The following is a 15082-nucleotide window of genomic DNA, read 5'->3' on the forward strand; positions in this document are numbered from 1 at the left end:
CCGGATCAGCGGTCCTGTGTCCGGGACTCCGGGCGGCCGGGGCGGGCGCAGGAGCCGGCCGTGGCCGCCGCCACCTTCCAGCCCGCGTCCGGGAACGGCGACATGAAGTGGGTCAGCAGGTCCACCGCGTAGTCGGGGGCCTGCCCACCGGGGTCGAGGAAGGACACCATCTGCGGGCCGTCGGAGCCGCGCAGGGTGATCGAGCCGCCCCTTCCGCCGGAGGCGAAGCCGGGTTTGGCGTCCACGGTGAGGCAGGCGAGCCCGATCCCGGCGGCGGCGATCTCCTGGCGGGCGCCGATGCGGCGCATGCGCTGGTCGTAGCGGCGCAGGGCCAGCGAGGTGGCCTTGGTGAGCCGCAGGGAGCCGGTGAAGGCGTCCGCGCCGATCCTCCTGCTCAGGCCGACCCGCAGGGAGACGTCCGGCCGCAGGTCCACGCCCTTGGCGGCCAGATGGAGGCGGTCGTAGGCGCCCTCGAAGCCGGGCGCGAGGAACCCGGCCGCGGGCGGGGCCTTGAGCCCGAACGGGATCCGTCCCGGCCGTACCCGCAACCAGGACACGCGCCGGACCGCCAGCGACACCTCCCGCACGGCGCTCGCGCCGAACGCGAAGTCCCCGCCGACCTGGTAGGTGAGGAACCCCGAGGTGTACGGGACCTCCTTGGACACCGCGATCCGCTGCCGCTGGACCGGGCCCACGCGCAACCCGGCGCCCACCGCGATCCGGCCCGTCGGCCCCGGTTTCGAGACCAGGTCGAGCGACTGGTCGGGGTTGAGCCGGATCGTCGTGTCGGCGGCCAGGTCCTCGACCGCGAGCGAGACGCCGCCGAGCCGCCCGGACGGGTCCACCAGGCGGCCGTCCACGGCCAGCCGGCCGTCCAGGGTGCTCGCGCCGCCCCGGTAGGTGAGCGTGGGGACGCTCAGCCCGGCGGCCGAGGCGTCGGCGTCCATGCCGAGCACCGCCGGGACGTCGGTCAGGCGCAGCCCGCCGCTGCCCCGGCCGGGCAGGGTGACCTCGGCGGTCAGGCGTTCGACCGGCGCGGAGTTCCGTACCCGGATGCGGGTCCTGGCCCCGTACGTGCCTTGCACGTCCACGGCGGCGGGCACCGGGTCGAGGGCGACGTGGCCGCGCAGCCCGCCCGCCTCGGCCCGCACGTCGAGCGCGCCCAGCGTGGCCGGCGGCTCGACGCGGTAGGCGACGTGCCCGGCGTCCAGCGGGCCCAGTGACATCCGGGTGATCCTCGGCGGCAGCCGGGTCAGCGTGGCCCGCGCCTTGACCGGGACCGGCGCGAGCACGCTGCTGGCCAGGTGGAGGGCGAGGGTCCGGCGCCTGGGCGCGAACCCGGAGAAGGCGAACGTGCCGCCCGCCGGGTCGATCGTCACCTGGCTGGGCAGGCCGGTGACGTCGAGGTAGCCCTGCAGGCCGTAGCAGCCGCGTCGTGCCGTGCAGAACGGGCCCTGCCCGCAGCCCCCGGCCGGGCAGCCGCCGTCCACCAGCGAGAGGCCGCCCTCGACGGCGGGCGCGGGACGCATGCGGGCCAGCGCGGCGGTCCTGCCGAGCCAGGCGCGGGCGGTCACGCCGAGCCGGGAGCCGGAGTAGGTGAGCCTGCCCTCGGGCGTGGCGGCGACGCTCAGGTCGCCCGGCACCGGCCCCACCCTGCCGAGGACGCCGAAGCGCACGTCCCCCAGGACGATGTCGGCGTCCACGGCCAGCCGCTGCCGGGCGGCGCGGAACCGGGCCAGGAAGCCCTGGCCGGACGGGCTGAGCTCGACCCGCGACAGGCCCCTGACCAGCACGCTGGCGTCCAGGTCGCCGCCGGCCCGGTCGTAGTGGGCGGCCAGGTGCGGGCCGTCGGGGGACGTGGCGCCGTCGTGGTTGGCGACGGCGAGGGCCGCCGACCCCACCGGGCCGGACAGCCCGCGGAAGCGGTAGCCGCCGCCCTTCCAGGCGGCCTCGAAGCGGGCCGGGACGCCGGTCACGTCGGCGGCGGCCCTGAGCACCCGGCCGGCCGTCCTGATCCGGGCCAGCGCCGACACCTTGGCCACGGGGGCGCTCGCGGTCCAGGCGAGGGTCCCGGCCGCGGTGTCGGCGGCCAGTTCGGCCCGTTTCGGCACCCCGTCCACCGCCACCCGCACGTCGTCCCCGGCTGGGGCGCCGTCGAGGGTGGTGACGTACGACCTGGCCGCGTAGAGGCGCAGGCCGCGGAGCCGGCCGGACGTGGTGGCCGCGACCGACGAGCGCGCGCCCAGCGTCCAGGCGGTCCTGACGTCCCCGCGCACCCCGCGGACCGTGCCGTCGATCGTCGGCCCGCTCCGGACGTCGGCGTAGGCCGCCCGGACCCGGTCGATCACGCCGCCGGCCCGGTAGACGGCCGTCCCGGCGGCCGGGTCGAGGGTGAGGTCGGCCTCGGCGGGCGTGTTGGAGATCTCGAGGCGTGCCAGGCGCCTCCCGTCGAGGCCGGCCGCGGCCACGAAGGACCTGCCGCTCGCTCTGGCCTCCAGGTGGGCGTGCGGCGCGCTCCCGTACGTGACGTCGACTTTCGACACGCCGGACAGCAGCGCCGAGACGCCGGTGGCGGCGCCGTTCCTGATCAGGGTGACGTGGCCGCCGGCGGGGCTGGAGATCGCGCCGCCGCCGCGTTGCAGGACCGCGGCGAACCGGCCGATCGGCGAACTGGCCGTCTGCGTGACGCGGTGCGCGGCCGGGTCGTTCTCCATCCGGACCCGGGCCGGCAGACCGCTCAGCTCGGCCCGCAGCACGGTCCTGGACGCGGCCCGGTCGTAGTAGAGCACCTTGGCCGAGCCCGTCCGCGCGGGCCCGGACGACTCGACGGTCAGGCTCTGCCTGCCGCCGGACGAGACGTGGGCGGCGGTGAAGGAGCGGGGCACCTCGCGCAGCTCGGCGCTCGCCGCCGTGGCCAGGCGGCCGTCGCGGTAGAGGTGGCTGTGCAGCTCGGCGCGGGCGATCGGGGCGGGGGCGGTGAAGCGCATCCGTCCGCCCGCCAGGCGCACCTGGGCGCGGGTGGGCATGCGGTCCAGTACGGCCTGCGTGTAGCGGCCCGGGGAGACGGCGACCGCGTCCAGCCTGGCGGACCGGGAGGCGGTGACGTCCAGCTCGACCGCCGGGGAGGTGATGGCGGCCGGGGTGGGTGAGCCGAGGGTGGCCTCGACGGTGAGCCGTTCGGTGGCGGGGGTCTGGCGCAGGCTCACCGCCGTGCGTCCGGTCAGCCCCACCAGGGTGACGGCGGACGGTCCCGGGTCCTTGCGGGTGACGCTCGCCCTGACCGTCCGGCCGTCCGGGTCGATGGTGAACGTCCCGCGGTCGAGCACCGACAGCGACGCGCCGCCGCGCAGGCCGTCGAACCCGACGGTCACCCTGCCGTCGTACTCGGCCCAGACCAGTGCCCTGATCCTCTTCCCGGACAGGCTCCTGACGGCGAACCCGAGCCCGATGCCCCCGTTCCCGGGGTTCGCGGCGGGCACCAGGTCGGCCGCCAGGTCGGGGAGGCCGTCGCCGGTGACGTCCGCGGCGACCGGCAGGGCGACGGGCCTGCGCGCCGAACACGCCACCGCCCGCTCCACCCCCACCACGCACAACCGGTACATCACCCCTCGCCTCCTCGGCAGAGCCCCACCGGCCGCATCACCCACCGGCCCTCTCGGCGAAACGGCCGCGCGGCCTCCCTGGGGGCGGATCGGGGGGTGGATGTCCAGGCGAAGGGCGTCCAGGGCCCTGGTGACCGCCCGGGGCGGGGACAGGAGGGTCAGCGGGGCGGCGCCGGTCGTGTCGGGGAGGAGGGCGGCGGGGTCGGGGGCCCGCCGCCCGAGCCCCTGCCGTTCCTGCCGCCGAGCGGCCTGGGCGGCGATGGCGTCGGCGAGGCCCGTCCCGGCGGGCGTGGTGATCTCCGGCCGTTCCGGCCCCACCGGCCCCTTCCCCATCGGCCGTACGGCGGGCGACGGCCCCGACGGGACCCGCACCACGGCAGGCGGCGGCTCCGGAACCGCGGGCACCGCCTTCGCCGTCACCTGACCACCCGTCGACGCCTGGACGACTCGCGCAGTCGCGGCGTGACCGGAGGCGGCGACGGGCGGACCTACCAGTGCGGTGGCTGCGATGGACGTCGAAGCGAGCACGCGCAGAAGGGCGTGCGGCATGAAGCGTTCCCCCGAACCCGTCTAACTCATCCCATCAGAAACAATGGTCACGAGATGACCATATTTCCTCACTAATCGTCAAACGCGGCGCAACATGGAACTTCAGTTTCCGCCCACACCCCTCGCCCCCGCCGACGCGTTCGCAACCGTCCCCCGGCACACCGGCCACGCCGGACAGCCGGGCGGGGCCGGCGGCGTACACCAGGCGCCGCTCGGCGGCCGGGACGGACGCGGCGACGATGGCCGGCGACATGGCGGCGCTGATCACGGTCGAGACGTTGACCAGCATGAGCCGTACACCGTCGACCACACCGAGCCGGTCCTGCGGCGCGTCCATCGTGATCGCGGTGGTGTCGGCCGTGATGAACAGCCCGCCGCCGACCCCGAGGGTGGGGATCGGAGTCGGCGCCCGGGGTGGGGGATGTTCAGCCCAGTGTGCGTAGGGCCTGTTCCGCGGTGTCGCCGACGCCGACGGCCACCTCGCCGCCGTCGCCGTCACGCGCCACGGCGATCACGCCGGACCCGGTCGGATGGCGGCTCAGGGTGACCGTGCAGCCGTCACGCAGCAGCGTCTCCACGTCGGGCGTCCCCGGCGGCGCGGCCCGCTCACCGGACCCGGGCCCGAGCAGGCGGGTGGCCGCGATCAGCGCGGCGACCGGCGTCCGGTGCCGGGCCAGCAGCACGGGGCTGTCGTCGTACGGCTCCGAGACCTGCCGGACGAGCTCCCCCAGCTTCGCCTTGGCCGTGGACAACGACACCACGGGCAACCCGGTCAGCATCCCCGGAACCTTGGACAGCGGCACCAGAGCGGCCCACTCCCAGCGCTCCCGCGTGATCAGCGTGATCTGCCCCTCGCCCGCCGCGCCCACCAGCGCCCCCCAGCGGGACCGTGCCTCCTCGACCCCGATGGGCACGCCCAGCCTGTCCTCCATCTCGCTGTAATTGATCATGAGAAAACCGTAAGGCACCTTACGATATTCGCGCAAGGATTCTCGCCCGCCGCCGCGTGCGGCGCGCTCACCTCCCGCGACGCACCCTCCGGACGAGGTCCTCGGCGGCCTGCCGCCACTGCGGGTACTCGAAGTCGAAACCCGCCTCCAGCAGCCGGCCCGGGACGACCCGGCGGCTCTTGAGCAGCAGCTCGGTGTCGGACCGCAGCGCGTACGCGCCGAGCTCGGCCATCCACCGCGTCGCGGGCAGGCCCACCGGCACGCCCCAGGCGGACCTCAGCGTGCGCATGAACGCGGCCTGCGGCAGCGGACCGGGCGCGGCCAGGTTGACCGGTCCGGCGAGGTCTTCCCGCCCCGCCAGGAACTCGACCGCGCGGACGAGGTCGCGGTCGTGGATCCAGGACACGTACTGGGCGCCGCCCGCCAGCGGCCCGCCGAGGCCGAGCCGGGTCATGCGCAGCAGCACGTCGAAGACGCCGCCACGGTCGGGGCTCATCACCATGGCGGTGCGCAGGGCGACCTTGCGCGTGTGCGGGGTCCCGGCCCGCTCCTGCTCCCGCTCCCACGCCTTGGCGATCTCGACGCTGTAGCGCCAGTAGCCCGGGACGCCGGGCTCCGCACCGCCGATCAGGCCGGTCGCCTCGTCGTTGGGCGCGTCGAAGCGGTGGGCGTAGACGGTGGCGGTGCTCATCTGCAGCCAGACCCGGGGAGGACGTGCGGCGGCGGCGATCGCCCGTCCCACGACCCGGGTGGAGCGCACCCGCGAGTCCATCATGGCCCGCAGGTTGGCGGGGGTGTAACGGCAGTTCACGCTCCGCCCGGCCAGGTTGACCACGAGGTCGCTGCCGTCGATCTCCCGCGCCCACGCGCCCAGGGTCTCGCCGTCCCAGGCGACCTCGCCCTTGCGGGACGGCCTGCGGGTCAGCACCACGACCTCGTGGCCGGCGGCGGTCAGCGCCCGGCGGAGAAGCTCGCCGACCTGCCCGGTTCCTCCGGGAATCACCGTCTTCACCTTGCCGACCCTACTCCCGTCTTTTGAACGCGTTCAGGGCGGGCCCGCGCAACGGGGTCGCACGCTCGTAGCGGTGGAGGGTCCTGGTCAGGGTCGGGCGGGAGTTCGTCGTCGCGGCGGATCAGGCCGCGAGGGCGTCCAGGGCGTGCGTGTCCTCGTCGGTCAGGGCGAGGTCGGCGGCGGCCAGGTTCTCCTCCAGGTGGACGGCCGAGCCGGTGCCTGGCGTCGGCAGGAGGACCGGGGAGCGGTGCAGCAGCCACGCCAGCGCCACCTGCCCGGACGTCGCGCCGTGCCGGGCCGCCACCCGCTCGATCGCCGCCCCCGTCCCGGCGCCCGCGGCGAGGGAGCCGTTCCCCAGGGGGAACCACGGCAGGAACGCGATGCCCAGTTCCGCGCACCGCGCCAGCACCGGCTCCGACTCCCGGTCCAGCACGTTGAACCGGTTCTGCACCGACGCCGGCCGCAGGACGGTCAGCGCCTCGTCGAGCTGGTCCAGGGTGACGGTGTCGAGCCCGATGTGCCGGATCTTGCCCTCTTCGCGCAGTTCGGCCAGCGTGCCGAGCTGGTCGGCGAGCGGCACCGCGGGGTCGATGCGGTGGAGCTGGTACAGGTCGATGGTGTCGGTGCGCAGGCGGCGCAGGCTCGCCTCGCACATGGCACGCAGATCCTCGGGCCGTCCGGCGGGGTGCCACCTGTCCGGCCCGGTACGGATCACACCGCCCTTGGTGGCCAGCACCAGGTCGCCGGGGTACGGATGAAGGGCCTGGGCGATCAGCTCCTCGGCGATGTCCGGGCCGTAGTTGTCGGCGGTGTCGATGAGCGTCACGCCGCGGTCGACGGCCAGGTGCAGGAGCGCGACCGCATCGCCCGGCGTCAGGCGCGGGCCCCAGTAGCCGGGGCCCGTGAGCTGGGCGGTGCCGTAGCCGAGGCGTCGCACCCGCAGCTCACCGGCGATCTCGAACGTCCTGCCCACCACCGCGCCCGCCTTTCCCCTGATGAAAGCGTCCCCTGATGAAGCGCCCATCGTACGGCGGCCTCACCGCCGGGACCGCCGTACCCCCTGATGGGGACACCGTTGGCGAGGCAGATCAAATGGCAGCGGCGCGAAGGGCAGCCTGGCCGGGCCACCAGCTTGCCCTGGGCCGACGGAACCGATCGAGGCGGACTCCGCGTGCGCTTTTCCATGCGTGACTGCAGGGCCGGTCCCAGCCTCTGCGCCCGGGGAGCCGGCTGGTCGACCACCCCATATTTCGTGGACGTCCGCCGGACGCTTTGCGACCATCGCACGGTGACAGATGAAGCCGATCGCCGGACGTCGTTCCCCACCGGTCCGAAGCATGTGCGCTTTGTCGCGTTGTCGAGCACCGCGATGTCCGCCCTGCTCGATGGGGATCTGGCCACGGCCGGCAGAACGGCTGGGGTCGCTCTGACCGAGTACTTCGTGACGGACAGAGCACGGTGGTTGTGGCGGGTTCGCATCGACCAGATGGCCGCCGATCCCGACCACGCACGGTGGATGGTGCGGCAGGCGGTGATCGGGCCGGAAGATGTCGTCGTCGGTCATGCCGGCTTTCACGGACCGCCCGACGAGGCGGGCATGGTGGAGATCGGGTACGCGGTTGCTCCCGACTTCCGTCGCCAGGGCTATGGCCGGGCCATTCTGATCGAGTTGCTGCGTCGGGCCGCCGCCGAACCGGCGGTCAAGACCGTACGGGCGACGATCAGTCCCGACAATGTGGCGTCACTGGCCACGATCGCGGGCTTCGGCTTCGTCGAGGTCGGAGAAGACTGGGACGAAGAGGACGGTCGCGGACTCATCTTTGAAGCCCCCGCCAACCGCAGCCGGTAGGTGCAACCCTCCTCGTCCCGAACCGGCCCTCATTCTGTTGCTCTCAGCAGTGAAGCCGGCTCGGCACACAGCTCCTGACATGGGACAGGCCCCGGCCGGGAGCCTGGGCCAGGCATCCGGCGCTCCAAGTGTGCTCAGAGTGTGGCCACCACCGCGTAGCGCTCGTCGGTGATCTCCTTGCCCCACAACGCCGGGTCGGGCAGGGGATGCACCCGGAGGTCGCCGACCAGGGGACGGAGGGCCGTGGTCAGGTTGTCTGCGGTGACGCCGCCCATCCACGGGAAATGCTCACCCGGCACGTAGTCGGACTGCCCGCCGGAGGTCTGCCAGCGGCCCTCGACCAGCACCAGCCGGCCGCCGGGGCGCAGCAGCGACACCCAGCGGGCCAGCGCCGCCTCCGGATCGGGGATGGTCCACAGCAGGTGGCGGGCGAGCACGACGTCGAAGCGGCGGTCGCCGACGGGCGGGGCGGCCGCGTCTCCCGTCAGCACCGTGGCGCCGGTGGCGGCCAGCTTGGCGCGGGCGCGTTCGACCATCCGCGGGGCCAGGTCGACGGCGGTCAGCCGATGGCCCTGGACGGCCAGCAGCAACGACAACGAGCCCGTGCCGCAGCCCAGGTCGAGCACGTCGAGCGGCCCGGCGGGCACCCACTCGGCCAGCCGCGCCGCCCAGGCGGCCCTGACCTCGGGGTCGCGGAGCCCGTGGTCGGCCTCGTCGTCGAAGGAGTCGGCGGCGGCGTCCCAGAAGCCTGCGATGGTCGTCATGACTCGCATCCTGGCAGGCGGCCCCGACAGTTTCGCGCCTGCGGCCGAACGCCCCCAGGCGCGAGGTGGGCGGTCGCGATCGGGAGAACCTGGTGTACTGGTCTGACCAGTCGCTAGTGTTTCTCAGCATGACGGGATATGACGCGCTGTTCCGCCTCGACGGGCGGCGGGCCGTGGTGATCGGGGCCGGCAGCGGGATCGGCAGGGAGTCGGCGTTCGCCCTGGCCGCGCACGGGGCGTCCGTGGTGTGCGTGGACCGGGACCTGGCCGCCGCGCAGGAGACCGCCGCCGGGTGCGGGGGCACGGCCCGGCTGCTCGACGTGCTGGACGCCGACGCCGTCCGGGCGGCCGCCGCGGAGGAGCCGGCCGACGTGCTGGTGTTCACGGCGGCGACGAACGTGCGCAAGCGGCTGCTCGACTACTCCGGCGAGGAGTTCGACCGGGTGGTGGGGCTGAACCTGCGGGCCTCGTTCGACGTGGTGCGGGCGTTCGGCGCCGGGATGGTGCGGCGCGGGCGCGGGTCGATCATCGGGTTCGCGTCGATCCGGGCGTCGGTGACCGAGCCGGGGCAGGGCGTCTACTCGGCCACGAAGGCGGGGCTGGTGCAGTTGCTGCGCACGGCGGCGGCCGAGTTCGGCCCGCACGGCGTGCGCGTCAACGCGATCGCGCCCGGCGTCGTGGAGACCCCGCTGACCAGACAGATCAAGGACAACCCCGACTGGTACGCCGCGTACGCCGCCAAGAGCGCCCTCGGCCGGTGGGCCACCGCGCCCGAGATGGCGGGTGCGGTGGTCTACCTGGCCGGCGACGCGGCGAGCTTCGTGACGGGCTCGGTGTTGTACGTGGACGGCGGTTGGACCGCCGTGGACGGCCGTTTCGATCCACCCAATTAACGCGAATACTCCCGACCGGATGGGGCAGCAGGCACGGGTCCCATTGAAGGGAGGGACTCATGAGAACAGCACGGAGCCACTTAGCACCCGCGGGAATCGCGGCCGTGCTGGCGTTGACCGTGTCCGCCACTGCACCCGCCGCGGCCCAGGCCGCCACCACCGTCCAGCCGGTGGCCGCGCCCGGCGCCGCAGCCGCCCAGTCCGTCCAGGCGTTCCACGCCTCGGCCCAGGACCGGGCGTACCTGCGGCAGGCGCACCGCGGCAATCTCGCCGAGATCGCGGCCGGGAAGGCCGCGCTCCGCAGGTCGCACGACAAGGACGTGCGCGAGATCGCCTGGCGGCTGATCCGTGACCACCGCAAGCTCGACGCCCGGCTGCGCGAGGTCGCGCACCGGCTGCGCGTCAGCCTTCCTGACGCGCCGAGCGCCGCCCAGCGCGACGACCTGGACGCGGTGCTCGCCCGCCGGTCCGGTCACCGGTTCGACCGGGCGTGGCTGCGCCTGGAGGCCGGGGCGCACGAGCGGACGCTCACGCTGATCAGGCGCGAGCTGCGGGACGGTCACTCCGGCTGGGTGCGGGACCTGGCGCGCGACGGCGCCCCCGTGGTCCGGCACCACCTGCGCGAGGTCCGCGCAGAGCTCGACCGGCACACCCGCTGACCGGGCGTGCACCGTCCCGCCCCGTGACCGGGACGCGAACCGTCTGACCGGGACGCGAACCGTCCGCCTGGAGACGTGAACCCTCCGGCCAGGACGGCAACCGTCCGACTGCGGACGTGAACCGTCCGGCCAGGACGGCAACCGTCCGACTGGGGACGTGAACCGTCTGATCGGGACGGTGGCCGTCGCGGTCACGGGCGTGATCCCCGGGCGGGGGCGCCCCCGCCCCCGCCCGGGTCAGGTCGCGGGACTCAGCCGCACCTGCACCGGCCGTCCGTGCACGGTCTCGAACTCCAGGGCCGTGCACGGCCCGGTGATCCTGGCCCGGCAGGGTTGGCCGGCGTCCGCCCGCCACCGCCCGTCCAGGGTCACTTTCATGCGGTGCGGGTGGCTGGGGCTGGCCAGCCAGGGCCGCGACCACGGGCTGTAGTGCCCGACGTAGCGGCCCTTCTCGTACTGGTCGTGGTCGATCCCGCCGTACAGGCGCAGGTCGGGATCGCATACCGCGATCACCAGCGTCTCCCCCTCCGTACGGACGAGCAGCATCGAAGGCGTGTCGACCTCGCGGACCAGACCTTCCAGACGGGTGCGCTCGAACACCGCGTACCCCGTGATGCCGGTGCCGCGATCCCGTACGACGTGGGCCGCCGTGTCGGCGCGCAGCACCTGGTAAGGGGCGCGCGCCGCGTCCTCCATCGCGGCGGCGAAGCCGGCCATGCGCTCGGCCGTGGCGTTGACCACCATCGCGTACTCGTACGTCCCGTTCCGAGGGGCGGTGCCGTGCCTGATCCAGGCCGTGGCGAAGTCTCCGCTGGTGGGCTCTTCCGTGGCGTTGTTGCGGGAGGTCTGGGCCGAGCGGGTCAGGGCCACTTTCTGCCCGGGTGCCAGGTAGTAGCCGATGCCCTTGTCGTCGAGCAGCCAGCGCGGGCCGCCGTCGAGCGCCTGGTGCGGGAAGGCCGTGACCGCGGCGCCGTCCACCACGGTGGGCGCGTTCCTGGCCGGCAGCCGGGTCTGGAAGAGGGTGGTCTCCGTCTCGTCCGCGGCGTCGTCGTTGGTGATGCCGGTGCCCAGGGCCACGACGCGGTCGTCGAACAGGAACACCGACTTGCGGGCCCGGTGCGTGCCGTCGTACTTGGGGTGTCCGTGCAGGTCCATGGCGAACAGGGCGTTGCGTCCGTCGATGGTGCAGGCTCCGGCGAAACGGGAGTCGGTGAGGAGCATCTCCTCGATGGCCCCGGTCAGGTCACCCTTGAGCCGGTCGAGCGGTTTGTGGATGACCGTGGTGCCGGGGCGGCGGTTCCAGTCCCAGCCGGGCTGGGCGTAGCCGCTGTCCTGGTTGGTGACGGGGTCGCCGCGGTGCAGGACCTGGATCTGGCCGTAGGTGTTGTAGCGGCCGTACCAGTTGGCGCCGACGTAGATCTCGGTGCTCCACAGGTAGCGGTTGTGCCCGCGTACGGTGATCTGCCATTCGTCGCGGCGGTGCACCGCGAGCGCGGCGTAGTTGAGCGCCCAGGCGCCGGTCGGAGCCGGTTCCGGGGCGATGCCGCGCGCGGCGAGCCGGGCCGCGAGCTCCTTCTGCCGCTGCGTCGGGTTGCCGGGCAGCAGCCGCAGGAAGGCGGCGGCGATCTCGTCGTCGATCGGGGCCAGCCACTCGAACGGGACGATCGACAACGCCGTGGCGCCGCTGGGGTTGCGGCCGCTGATCGAGATCGGCCAGTGGTTCTTGTTCGCGTAGACGCGCTGCGTGAGCAGCGCCTTGCGCAGCCAGCCGGACGCCTCGGGCGAGATCGCGAACGAGCCGCCGTGCAGCACGTAGACCAGCGGCGCCAGCCCGGCGAAGCCGTCACGGACGTAGTCGGGGAAGAAGCCGACGTGGTGGAAGGCGGTGCCGTCCACCTTGATGCCGTCCTGGATGCCGTCGGTGGGCAGCAGGGTGGCGTTCAGCCAGTCGCGCAGCGCCCGCAGGTAGGCCACCTGCTGCGCCTCGCCGTCGCGCAGCAGCACGGCCGCCAGCATGCCGCGGACCGTGGTGTTGTACAGGTCCATCATGCTGCCCCGGGCCATCCGGAAGCCGAAACCGCGGAAGATCCGGCCGAGTCCGCTCAGCCATTCCAGGTCCGCTCGTACCCGCTCGAACTCCCCGGCCTCGCGCAGGGCGTCCCGCATGAGGTAGACGGAGTCGTACAGGCCGCGGACATCGTAGCCGAGGTGGTGGATGGTGCCCTGGCAGCTGCCCTTCGTCCAGCCCTGTTCCCGCAGGTGGGCGACCATGCGCAGGTAGAGCGCGGCCAGCGCGGGACGTTCGGCGGGGGCGGCCTGGTGGGCCTGGGCGATCGTCTTCATCAGATCGGTGCAGGCGCGCAGCGTGACCGGGTTCACGAACGCCTTGAGCTCGGCGGCGATCGCGGCCGGGTAGATCTGCGACTGGTAGGCGTGCGTGGGGCGGCCCTCCAGGGCGGCGACCTGCGCCGTCAGCCCCGGCACGTCCGGCTTGACCTGGGCGGTCAGGTACTCGTCGTGGTAGCGGGTGTGCAGGGCGCGCAGCGAGGCCAGCTCGCCGGCGGACGGCGGCGACAGGTCGGGCTCGACGGTGGCCAGCAGCCGGTCGAAGCGGTGGAGGGCCTGCCAGTGCTGGTTGTCGTACTCGTCGCCCTCGGGGGCGATGTCGGGGAGCTGGTGGTCGCGGCAGGGGGCGTCGGGGCGCAGCGGCACGTTGAGCATGAGCTGGTCGAGGTGCAGGGTCCCGGCCCTGCGCGGGGCGACGATGCGCAGGGTGTCCATGTCGGGGTGGGGCCTGCCGTGCATGTCGTAGGCGTACCGCACCCACGCCGTACGCCACCCGCTGAACCCGAGCCGGAACTCGAACCACAGGTCGGTGCGCTCACCCCGGCCGAACTCGAACCTGAGCACGTCATCCACCGGCTCGGCGTTGTGCACCCACACACAGAACGCGTCCACCAGCCCCTGCCACGCCTGGTCGTCGCCGAGCCGGTAGGGGTCGGGCGCCCACCGCAGCGGCGCCCGCACGGTGATCACGTCGCGGCTCGCGTGCTCCCAGCGCAGCGACCTCGTCCCGCACACGGCGACCCGGTCGCTGATCGACAACGTGGAGCCCGGCCCGGCCGCGAAGTGCGGCGGGACCGCGCTCTCCAGCAGGAACACCGGCGGGTCCATCGCCATGGCCCGCTGCTCCAGCCCCTCCGCGGCCGGTCCGCCCGCCGGTCCGGCCGCCGCCAGTGCCGCCGTCCCCGGGCCGCCACCCACGAGGAAAGCGCTTGCCGCACCCGCCTTGAACACCGTTCTGCGCGTGATCTCCACCATGCGCGCCATCCAACGCGACCGCTGCGGCAAGGTAAAGACATCTGGTCAAACCGTTACCCTCATCGGAGCGAGCAGAGGCTCACGTCCCCGTCGCCGCCGCCGTGGTCCGAAGGGTCCGCGCCGCCCGTGTAGCGGTCCCAGTCCGCCCTGCTCAACATCCGGGAGCCGCCGTCGCACAGGACCTGCCCGGGGTCGACGACCACCTGCCGCAGGTCGTGGAGGTCCCACAGGGAGAAGGTGGTGCTGTCGGGGGCGGCCAGCAGGGCGCTGCGGGCGCCGTCGCTCAACGCCACCCCCCGCACCTCCGACGGGTACCCGCGCAGCCCGGCCAGCCGGACGGGCCGGGAAGGGACGGACAGGTCCCAGAGCGATCCGTTGCCGTTGGAGCCCGCCAGGAGAGCGGTCCCGCCGTCGGGTGTGAGGGCCACGTCGAGCATGTCCGCCGGAGGCATCACGATGACGGCGGTCCGGACCGGGCGGGCCGGACGGGCCGGGTCGCCGAGCGTCCAGACCTCCGCCTGGCTCCGCCAGTCGGCCCCCGGGTCGCGCCGCGCGACGACGAGGACGCGTCCGTCGCCGCTCAGGGCGGCGGCCGTGCCGGTGTGGATGGCCGGGGTCAGCTCGGCCGCCTTCACCGGGTGCGCCGGGTCCGCCAGGTTCCAGATCGTCACCGGGCCATCGTCGGCCGTGGTGACCGCCGTCCTGCCGTCGCCGCTGAGGTCGAGGTCCGCCGTCGGGGAGTCGTGGACGGCGGTGACCGAGCGCCGGGCCGGGTGGTCGCGTACGGTCAGGTCCCACACCAGCAGGTTCCCGGCGAAGTCGGCGACCGCGGCGACCCGGCCGTCCCGGCTCACCGCCACCGCCTGGACGTCGTCGAGCGGCCCCTTCGCCGCCACGCCCGGCAACGTCGCCCGCCGGGCCGGGTGGGCGGGATCGGTGAGGTCCCACACGGTCGTGGCGCCGTCGTCGCCGCCGGTCAGAGCGGTGCGGCCGTCGTGGGAGAGCGCCGGCGCCTCGACCGCGCCCTCGGGGCCGTCCAGGATGACCGCTCTCCCGGAGCCGAGCTGCCAGACCTCGGCCTTCCCGTTCCCGGCGACCAGGCCGACGCGCCCGTCGCCGCTCAGCTCGGCATGCCAGGCGCCGCCGGGGCCGCGGAGCCAGAGGTCGTCCCTGCGCCCCAGCAGGAGGGTGTCGGTCAGCCCGGCGCGGGTCTGGTCGTCGGCGTGCAGGCCCAGAGCGGCCAGGCCGAGGTCGCGAGCCTTGACCGGATCGTCCCCCCGCAGCTCGGCGGCGTGCAGCGCGAGCCCGTGGGCCAGTGCGACGCGCTCCCGGTCCCGCGCCTGCCCGTGCTCCCGCCACCAGGCCGTGCCGGCGCACGCCAGGGCGACGGCCAGGAGGACGGCGAGCACCGGCAGGGCCCTGCCGCCGCGCGCTCGCGGAACAACCGCCGGCTCGTCCGCCTGAATAGCCAAGGCACGCGCCT

Annotated in this window: 11 protein-coding genes; 3 read left to right on the forward strand and 8 right to left on the reverse strand. The window is 74.2% G+C overall.

What is annotated here, in order from left to right:
* Positions 1-5: 5 nt before the first annotated feature.
* The 5 genes from ABZ459_RS29265 to ABZ459_RS29285 all read right to left on the reverse strand — a co-directional run bounded on the left by ABZ459_RS29265 (position 6) and on the right by ABZ459_RS29285 (position 7086).
* Positions 6-4022: a hypothetical protein gene (locus tag ABZ459_RS29265; RefSeq protein WP_357976805.1), complete on the reverse strand. Its 4017-nt coding sequence runs from the start codon at positions 4020-4022 to the stop codon at positions 6-8.
* A 163-nt stretch (positions 4023-4185) separates the two neighbouring features.
* Positions 4186-4488 carry a hypothetical protein gene (locus tag ABZ459_RS29270; RefSeq protein WP_357976808.1) on the reverse strand — a complete coding sequence of 101 codons (303 nt, stop codon included), beginning with the start codon at positions 4486-4488 and terminating at the stop codon, positions 4186-4188.
* 88 nt (positions 4489-4576) lie between these two features.
* Positions 4577-5101: a type II toxin-antitoxin system prevent-host-death family antitoxin gene (locus ABZ459_RS29275; protein ID WP_357976811.1), complete on the reverse strand. Its 525-nt coding sequence runs from the start codon at positions 5099-5101 to the stop codon at positions 4577-4579.
* A 67-nt stretch (positions 5102-5168) separates the two neighbouring features.
* Positions 5169-6113, reverse strand: a complete 945-nt coding sequence (locus tag ABZ459_RS29280) for a TIGR01777 family oxidoreductase (protein WP_357976814.1) — start codon at positions 6111-6113, stop codon at positions 5169-5171.
* Between the two features lie 121 nt (positions 6114-6234).
* Positions 6235-7086, reverse strand: a complete 852-nt coding sequence (locus tag ABZ459_RS29285) for an aldo/keto reductase (RefSeq protein ID WP_357977101.1) — start codon at positions 7084-7086, stop codon at positions 6235-6237.
* Between the two features lie 315 nt (positions 7087-7401).
* Between ABZ459_RS29285 and ABZ459_RS29290 the strand changes: the two genes are divergently transcribed.
* Positions 7402-7962: a GNAT family protein gene (locus tag ABZ459_RS29290; protein ID WP_357976817.1), complete on the forward strand. Its 561-nt coding sequence runs from the start codon at positions 7402-7404 to the stop codon at positions 7960-7962.
* A gap of 134 nt (positions 7963-8096) precedes the next feature.
* Here the strand turns inward: ABZ459_RS29290 and ABZ459_RS29295 are convergent, their stop codons facing one another.
* Positions 8097-8726 carry a class I SAM-dependent methyltransferase gene (locus tag ABZ459_RS29295; protein ID WP_357976820.1) on the reverse strand — a complete coding sequence of 210 codons (630 nt, stop codon included), beginning with the start codon at positions 8724-8726 and terminating at the stop codon, positions 8097-8099.
* A 128-nt stretch (positions 8727-8854) separates the two neighbouring features.
* Between ABZ459_RS29295 and ABZ459_RS29300 the strand changes: the two genes are divergently transcribed.
* Both ABZ459_RS29300 and ABZ459_RS29305 read left to right on the forward strand, forming a co-directional pair.
* Positions 8855-9619 (forward strand): SDR family NAD(P)-dependent oxidoreductase, encoded by a 765-nt coding sequence (locus ABZ459_RS29300; protein ID WP_357976823.1) that lies wholly within the window; start codon positions 8855-8857, stop codon positions 9617-9619.
* A gap of 104 nt (positions 9620-9723) precedes the next feature.
* On the forward strand, positions 9724-10278 hold the full coding sequence (locus ABZ459_RS29305) for a DUF4142 domain-containing protein (protein ID WP_357976826.1): 555 nt from the start codon (positions 9724-9726) through the stop codon (positions 10276-10278).
* A 237-nt stretch (positions 10279-10515) separates the two neighbouring features.
* On the opposite strand, the gene ABZ459_RS29310 is transcribed toward ABZ459_RS29305, so the two are convergent.
* Both ABZ459_RS29310 and ABZ459_RS29315 read right to left on the reverse strand, forming a co-directional pair.
* Complete coding sequence (locus ABZ459_RS29310; protein ID WP_357976829.1) at positions 10516-13599, reverse strand: chondroitinase family polysaccharide lyase; 3084 nt, start codon at positions 13597-13599, stop codon at positions 10516-10518.
* A gap of 59 nt (positions 13600-13658) precedes the next feature.
* Complete coding sequence (locus ABZ459_RS29315; RefSeq protein ID WP_357976831.1) at positions 13659-15071, reverse strand: WD40 repeat domain-containing protein; 1413 nt, start codon at positions 15069-15071, stop codon at positions 13659-13661.
* Between the last annotated feature and the right edge of the window lie 11 nt (positions 15072-15082).

The sequence above is a fragment of the Nonomuraea sp. NPDC005692 genome (assembly GCF_040631115.1).
Lineage (GTDB): Bacteria > Actinomycetota > Actinomycetes > Streptosporangiales > Streptosporangiaceae > Nonomuraea.

What these genes read in the sequence shown, in the direction of transcription:
- ABZ459_RS29270 (WP_357976808.1), bottom strand. Translation starts at nt 4,488, where the DNA reads ATGGACGCGCCGCAGGACCGGCTCGGTGTGGTCGACGGTGTACGGCTC.
- ABZ459_RS29275 (WP_357976811.1), bottom strand. Translation starts at nt 5,101, where the DNA reads ATGATCAATTACAGCGAGATGGAGGACAGGCTGGGCGTGCCCATCGGG.
- ABZ459_RS29295 (WP_357976820.1), bottom strand. Translation starts at nt 8,726, where the DNA reads ATGACGACCATCGCAGGCTTCTGGGACGCCGCCGCCGACTCCTTCGAC.
- ABZ459_RS29300 (WP_357976823.1), top strand. Translation starts at nt 8,855, where the DNA reads ATGACGGGATATGACGCGCTGTTCCGCCTCGACGGGCGGCGGGCCGTG.
- ABZ459_RS29310 (WP_357976829.1), bottom strand. Translation starts at nt 13,599, where the DNA reads ATGGTGGAGATCACGCGCAGAACGGTGTTCAAGGCGGGTGCGGCAAGC.